At 39.2% G+C, this 5823-nt stretch carries 4 protein-coding genes and 3 pseudogenes; 1 reads left to right on the top strand and 6 read right to left on the bottom strand.

The features are described from left to right. Positions 1 to 138: 138 nt before the first annotated feature. Positions 139 to 519 (bottom strand): annotated as a pseudogene (locus LEP1GSC062_RS14510) (hypothetical protein); the annotation flags it as partial. A 196-nt stretch (positions 520 to 715) separates the two neighbouring features. On the opposite strand from LEP1GSC062_RS14510, the pseudogene LEP1GSC062_RS14505 reads away from it, so the two are divergent. Continuing rightward, positions 716 to 2074 (top strand): annotated as a pseudogene (locus LEP1GSC062_RS14505) (IS256 family transposase). Between the two features lie 187 nt (positions 2075 to 2261). On the opposite strand, the gene LEP1GSC062_RS14500 reads toward LEP1GSC062_RS14505, so the two are convergent. The 5 genes and pseudogenes from LEP1GSC062_RS14500 to LEP1GSC062_RS24935 form a co-directional block, all read right to left on the bottom strand. Continuing rightward, the gene (locus LEP1GSC062_RS14500) at positions 2262 to 3269 is read right to left on the bottom strand and encodes a DUF1016 N-terminal domain-containing protein (RefSeq protein WP_010576561.1); all 1008 of its coding nucleotides are present in this window, start codon (positions 3267 to 3269) and stop codon (positions 2262 to 2264) included. A 160-nt stretch (positions 3270 to 3429) separates the two neighbouring features. Next, the gene (locus LEP1GSC062_RS14495) at positions 3430 to 3654 is read right to left on the bottom strand and encodes a hypothetical protein (protein ID WP_010576560.1); all 225 of its coding nucleotides are present in this window, start codon (positions 3652 to 3654) and stop codon (positions 3430 to 3432) included. Positions 3655 to 3756: 102 nt separating this feature from the next. Next, complete coding sequence (locus tag LEP1GSC062_RS14490) at positions 3757 to 3939, bottom strand: hypothetical protein (RefSeq protein ID WP_010576559.1); 183 nt, start codon at positions 3937 to 3939, stop codon at positions 3757 to 3759. Between the two features lie 31 nt (positions 3940 to 3970). Further along, the gene (locus LEP1GSC062_RS14485) at positions 3971 to 4729 is read right to left on the bottom strand and encodes an MORN repeat protein (RefSeq protein ID WP_039942206.1); all 759 of its coding nucleotides are present in this window, start codon (positions 4727 to 4729) and stop codon (positions 3971 to 3973) included. 4 nt (positions 4730 to 4733) lie between these two features. After that, positions 4734 to 5823: pseudogene (locus tag LEP1GSC062_RS24935) on the bottom strand (hypothetical protein); the annotation flags it as partial.

Below are 5823 nucleotides of genomic sequence, written 5' to 3'. Positions count from 1 at the left end.
ATCCGTTTTTTGGAATATCGTTAGACGCGAATACGATTTGTTCCATCCGGTCCAAATCGGTTTCGTTTTGTTTCACCTGTTCGGAGTAAGACGCGCACGAAACAAAGGAGAATATTAATAAAATTGAAATTATATGCTTCATTTTCTTTTCCTCACATTTACGGATTTGGAATCGGAACGGGATAACAGTTTACGAACAGCAATTTCAAAATCCTTCAGGTGCTTTCCACGAAACGACAAAACGAGATAAACCCCGTTATTTGTCTGAACATCCTCTATGATTTCGAAAATAGAATTTGCAGAATACGGATTTACGACTAACGTATTCGTAAAATCGAATTCGATAGAACGGTTCTCGGTAGAGATTTCCCGAACCGATGAAACGATCGTTTGCAGAAGTTCTTTTAAACCGTCCTCTACCCGCGTTCTCATATACGGAGGGAAACGAAGAACCGCCCCCTTCTCCGTAAAATTAAAATCTACGGACATAGAAAATAGACCCCGGATTAAGTTAGGAGAATTTTGTAACGGAGTGATCAGTTTCTCCCCTACTTCCTCCGGGGGTTTGGAAAGAGGGCGGCTTTCGGAGAAAGGTCGTTTAGTATTTTAGTATTTCTTTATATTCTACTTTTCTGATTTGTTTTCCTTTCGAGGGTGTCATCTCGATTGTGTAAATGACTTGTGAAAAAAGAAAAAGTAACAAGGATAAAGCAGTATGAGCAAACCGAAGAATCGAGCGGAAGAACTACTCGATGAATTAATCAAAGGTAAAACCCCCGAAGAGCTGATCGGAAACGAAGGCCTCTTAAAACAACTCACCAAATCACTTGTTGAACGAGCGATGCAAGGAGAGATGACGCATCATCTTGGATATGAGAAGAACGCCTCGACTGGCAATAACTCAGGCAATTCCCGAAATGGAAAAAGTAGCAAAAAGCTCAAAGGAGACTTTGGGACAATTGACTTGGAAGTACCGAGAGATAGAAACGGAAGCTTTGAACCCCAGATAATCCGGAAAGGACAGACACGCTTTACCGGCTTCGATGAAAAGATCATCTCGATGTATTCACGTGGAATGACAACTCGAGAAATATCTCAACACCTGAAAGAAATTTATCAAGTTGAAGTCTCGGCGGATTTAATTTCTCAAGTAACGGATTCCGTAATGGAAACAGTGATCGAATGGCAGAATCGCCCCTTGGATAAAGTGTATCCGATTCTCATCATGGATGCGTTGATCGTGAAGGTTCGAGATGGCAACCACGTCGTGAACAAAGCCTTCTATTTGGCTTTAGGAATCAATCTACATAATAGAGTGTCCAAAATTCTGCGTCTAAACGGGGATTTGTGCTAAAATTGGCGGTACTCCTTTATGTAGAGATCAGTAGGAATCAATCTACAGGGCACAAAGGAGATTCTTGGGATCTGGATAGAACGCACCGAAGGGGCAAAGTTCTGGCTTCAGATTTTAACCGATTTAAAAAATCGAGGCGTTGAAGATATCTTAATTGCTTGTGTCGACGGATTGAAAGGATTTCCGGATACAATCATATCAGTTTTTCCTAATGCACAAGTTCAACTTTGTATCGTTCATATGGTTAGGAATTCTTTGAAATGGGTTTCTTACAAACAGAGGAAAGAGTTGGTAGTCGACCTAAAGGCCATCTACAAATCTCCATCGGAAGAAATTGCTAAGAAAAGCCTTGATGATTTTTCAACCAAATGGGACAGTCAGTATCCGATGATCAGCAAGTCTTGGAGAAGTAATTGGGATTCGGTGATTCCTTTTTTGGCCTATCCACCTAACATTCGTAAGGCGATATACACTACAAATGCTATCGAATCCATGAATATGGGCTTAAGAAAGATTATCAAGAATCGGGGTTCGTTTCCGAACGATGAGGCGGCAATCAAGCTTCTCTATTTAGCTTTGAATAATATGTCTAAAAAATGGACCATGCCGATTCAAGATTGGGATGACGAGCGATCCTTAGAGAGCCGAGTCGCTCGAGTTCAAGCTATGAATCAGTTTTCGATTCTTTTCGGAGATCGATTGAAATTGGATTCGTTTTAAGAAAGTTATTTACACAGGATTCCTGACACTACCTTAAAGTGTAATAGCCAAAATAATATCTGACATACTTTTAAAGTAGATTACGAAAACTGTAAATTGCCGAGATATCTTTTCTTAGCTAATTCCTTCGTGTCAGTCAAGGAAAGATCAGATTTTACTGATTTTTTTTTAAAAAATCTAAAAGCCTTCAATCTTTGAAACTTGCCGTTGAAAGTTCTTCGTTTAAATAAATTCCATCCTTTAAAATCTCTTCCGGTTTAATTGCCTTTTTGGTTAAATACAAAATATCGCCGACATAACGTCCGTAGATATCTTTAGATCTGCTCCTTACAATTATCTTTGTTTTAGCGGGTAACTTCTTTTTCAATAACTCAAAACTGGTTACACCTTCGTTTGTATCCAACTCCGCCGACCACACATTGTGTAATCGGATTCTCTGTCTTGTAATTACGTTAAATCCTAACTGCAACTTTACAAGAATTGTATCTCCGTCAATGATACGCTCGATTTCTCCAAAGTAGAAATAAAGATCCGATGATTTTGATATCTTTGTTTTCTTAATATTCCAGGATTTACCTTGTTTTTGAATCTCTAAAATATCGCCGGTTTTGTATTTGTTAACGACTTGAGTTTTCGGTATTTCGTAGTAGCAGTAAAAACCTAAATCAAGCAGGCAACCTTCATCGGTAGTTAAGCTTTCTTTGATTTTGTAATGCCAAAGCAAACCTTCAGGACGTTTCCATTTTAATTCCGGAGATTTTCTTTGTTGTCTCGTTTCTTTGACTTTAGTGGCAAGATCCCTTTCGCTCCATCCCTTTTGTATGGCGGTTTTCGTCAGCTTCTCTCTCAGTTTCTCATCAAGGATCGATGCCAATTTTCGATAATGGCTCCAGCTTAGCCTATGATCCAATTCCGATTTGCCGTAGACTTCATAGAACTTTTGCGCGTAAAAGAGGTTCCTTTCCGAAAATCCTTTCTTTAAATGTTTCTGCAACTGAACGGAAATTGCTTTCATCCAGCTTCCACTCGTTCGCTCCTCCGCTGTGGCATCCTTTTCAACGTTTTTTAAAATCCGGCCGATTTCTCGATTCGCTTCTAAAACTACTGTGTTTTTATTCAAAGAACTCTGAGATCGGATCTCTTCGTATACCTTTAAGATTCCGTTGAACGCTTGATTGATTTTCTCTCGATTCATTGAAAAAATATCCTAAGCCTTTATCCCTTTCGTTTCCTTTTTTTAGCTTTCACAGAATAGCCGTACTGCAACTAACAAATGTTAAGCGTTCAAGTTCAATCTGATTTTATACTTAACATCCACCAACTTTTGACCTAGGATATTTGTTGTTAATACTCAATTACTTAACAAGACGAAGCTTTGGTTTTTGTGGATTCTGCACTGGTAAATTCATATCAGCCCAAGCATCCGAAAACTGTTCTATCGAGCACATTAATACAAATTCTGCAAATTCTGCCAGTTCAGAAAGATTAAGATTTTTCAATATCCCCTTAATCCTTTTTATTTTCTGCTTTCTTCCTTCTATTTCATGAGAATTCTTTTTTATCGCTAAATTCGAACCCATTTTGCTTACTCCTCAATAAACTGAAATGTTCATTATATTTTTAATATATTCAGTTCTACTGACTCAGTTTTTAAAAAATTAACAATCAAAAAGCTTCAAATTTCAGAAGTAGCCATTCAAAATTTTTGAATTTTTCTCCTTTTGAGCACTTATTATACAGTTCTGAGAAATGCCTATTGAACAGTTCACTTTAGAAATTGAACCGCTTTTTTCTCTGTCCGGTTTTCCGGAACCGCTTTCTATTTTTGGTGTGGATTCTGCACGGTAACTTCTTCTCTGTTCCAAGGCCCGGACCCGCTTTTTACTTTAGTAGCGTTCAAGGAGGAAAACCAATTCCTTCCTCTATCATCCGTTTCTCAACTTCCTTCATTAATTTCTTATTCCCCTCATACCATTTTCTATATTCAGGATCTAAAAAGCTACCCTCTGCCCATTCCCCACGCTGAAGGACTTTTCCATTTTTGTACGAAGTCCCTTTACCATGATAATGAGTGTTTTTAAATTCACCTTTGTAAACCAGATGGCCGTCGGAATCCGTCTCAACTCCGAAACCGTTTAAATATCCGTCGGTCCAATTTCCAGTCAGGATTCTATCTTTATCTCTAAATTTAACAGTTCCAAAACCATTCTTGCAATTCCCTTTCAAACAGAGTCTGCCATTTTCCCAAACTCCTGAGAATTGTTTACCGGAAGCAGTCGTTTCTGTTCCCTGGCCGTTTGCAATTCCTTGAATCCAGTATCCTTCGAATATAAATTTTTTTCTATCTTCCAATGGTTTCATATTCCAACAAGAATACACTCCATATCCGTCGTAGTAACCGTTTACAAAACTTCCTTCGTAAAAACAGCCGGAATAATATTCAGCTTTTCCTTTTCCATTCAACCTGTAATTCTTAAACTCACCAGAATATCGAGTATTATTGAATTCCTTAACCCCTATCCCACTCCTGCAATTCCCTTGGATACAATGAAAGCCAAAATATCTGACATAGAACAATTGTCCCGCTACTATGAGGATGAGAGAAAGTACAACAACTCCAACAATTCGCACAAAATATTTCCAAATACGTTTCATCGGATTACAACTCGAACCAATTATTCTTTTTTGGTTTTTCAAATCCAGGAGCTACGCCGGATGACTTTGCTTTTGGATCCAAAGGAAAAACAACTTGATCCAGAAAGGTAATTATATCCTGCGCACTACCGCCATAATTGGTTATTGACAGATATACAACAGACGCTGTTACGGACTTCTGATAGGCTACAGGATCGTTGATGCTACTGTGATCCATTTCCGCATGTTTGTCTCCTTGACCTTCATACGTTTGGAACATCACAACTTTCCCTTCATCATTTCTCAATACATGCCCTTGCGCAAACGAATCTTGAATGATATGAAGTGCAGAACCGGTCAGTCCGGCTCTTACTTCTTTAGGAAGTAGAAAGTTCCCATTCCCATCCTTAGCAGTGCTCAGTGTAAATAGATCCACAATGGTTTTCATAATCTCTTTTTTGGTGGTAGCAGCGGCAATTTTTGATCCATCCGCCATCGAGTGCAATTCCTGCATATCACCAAAATGAGATCTAAATGTCAAAGAATTGTCTGACATCCCCCTGCTATGTTTCGCAAATACTTCAAGGAATTTTGATAAACCTTCCGGCAAATCATTCGATCTTACCCCTCGTATCATATCCATAGAGGCTTCAACTCCCGCAATCTTCGCCGCTTCTAACGTAATACGTTCATGGTTTGGATCGTTAGGTGCAATCGTATGAACATTTATTAAATTATCCGACGCCGTTCTTTGACGTATTTCATAGGTACCGTCGGGCTTAAGTTCTGCTACAAAATCAGGATCACTCGTCGGTAAGATATGCTTGCCTTGCTCTATCATATGTTTTGCATATTTTTCTTTCATACTTTGCGTCATAAACGGGCTTTCTGAAGGATCATCGTTCCCACCACCAAACAACGCTTTCTTGATCGCATTCCACCCGTTCGAGAGGTTCTCCCCATTGATACCGCCCATAGCCCCGACCGCTCCATCCCAAGCTGACTTACCGACAGCACCAATGCCACTCACTAAACTCCCCATTCCGTTTAAATATCATCGAGTAAATTTCGATTCGCGCCGGAATGATCAGGGTTGTTCGGTTTGCTGAAAGATT

This window comes from Leptospira alexanderi serovar Manhao 3 str. L 60, assembly GCF_000243815.2.
In the GTDB taxonomy this organism is placed as follows: domain Bacteria; phylum Spirochaetota; class Leptospiria; order Leptospirales; family Leptospiraceae; genus Leptospira; species Leptospira alexanderi.
Note: the sequence above shows the minus strand (reverse complement) of the source record. Positions and strands in the feature narration are given on the sequence as shown.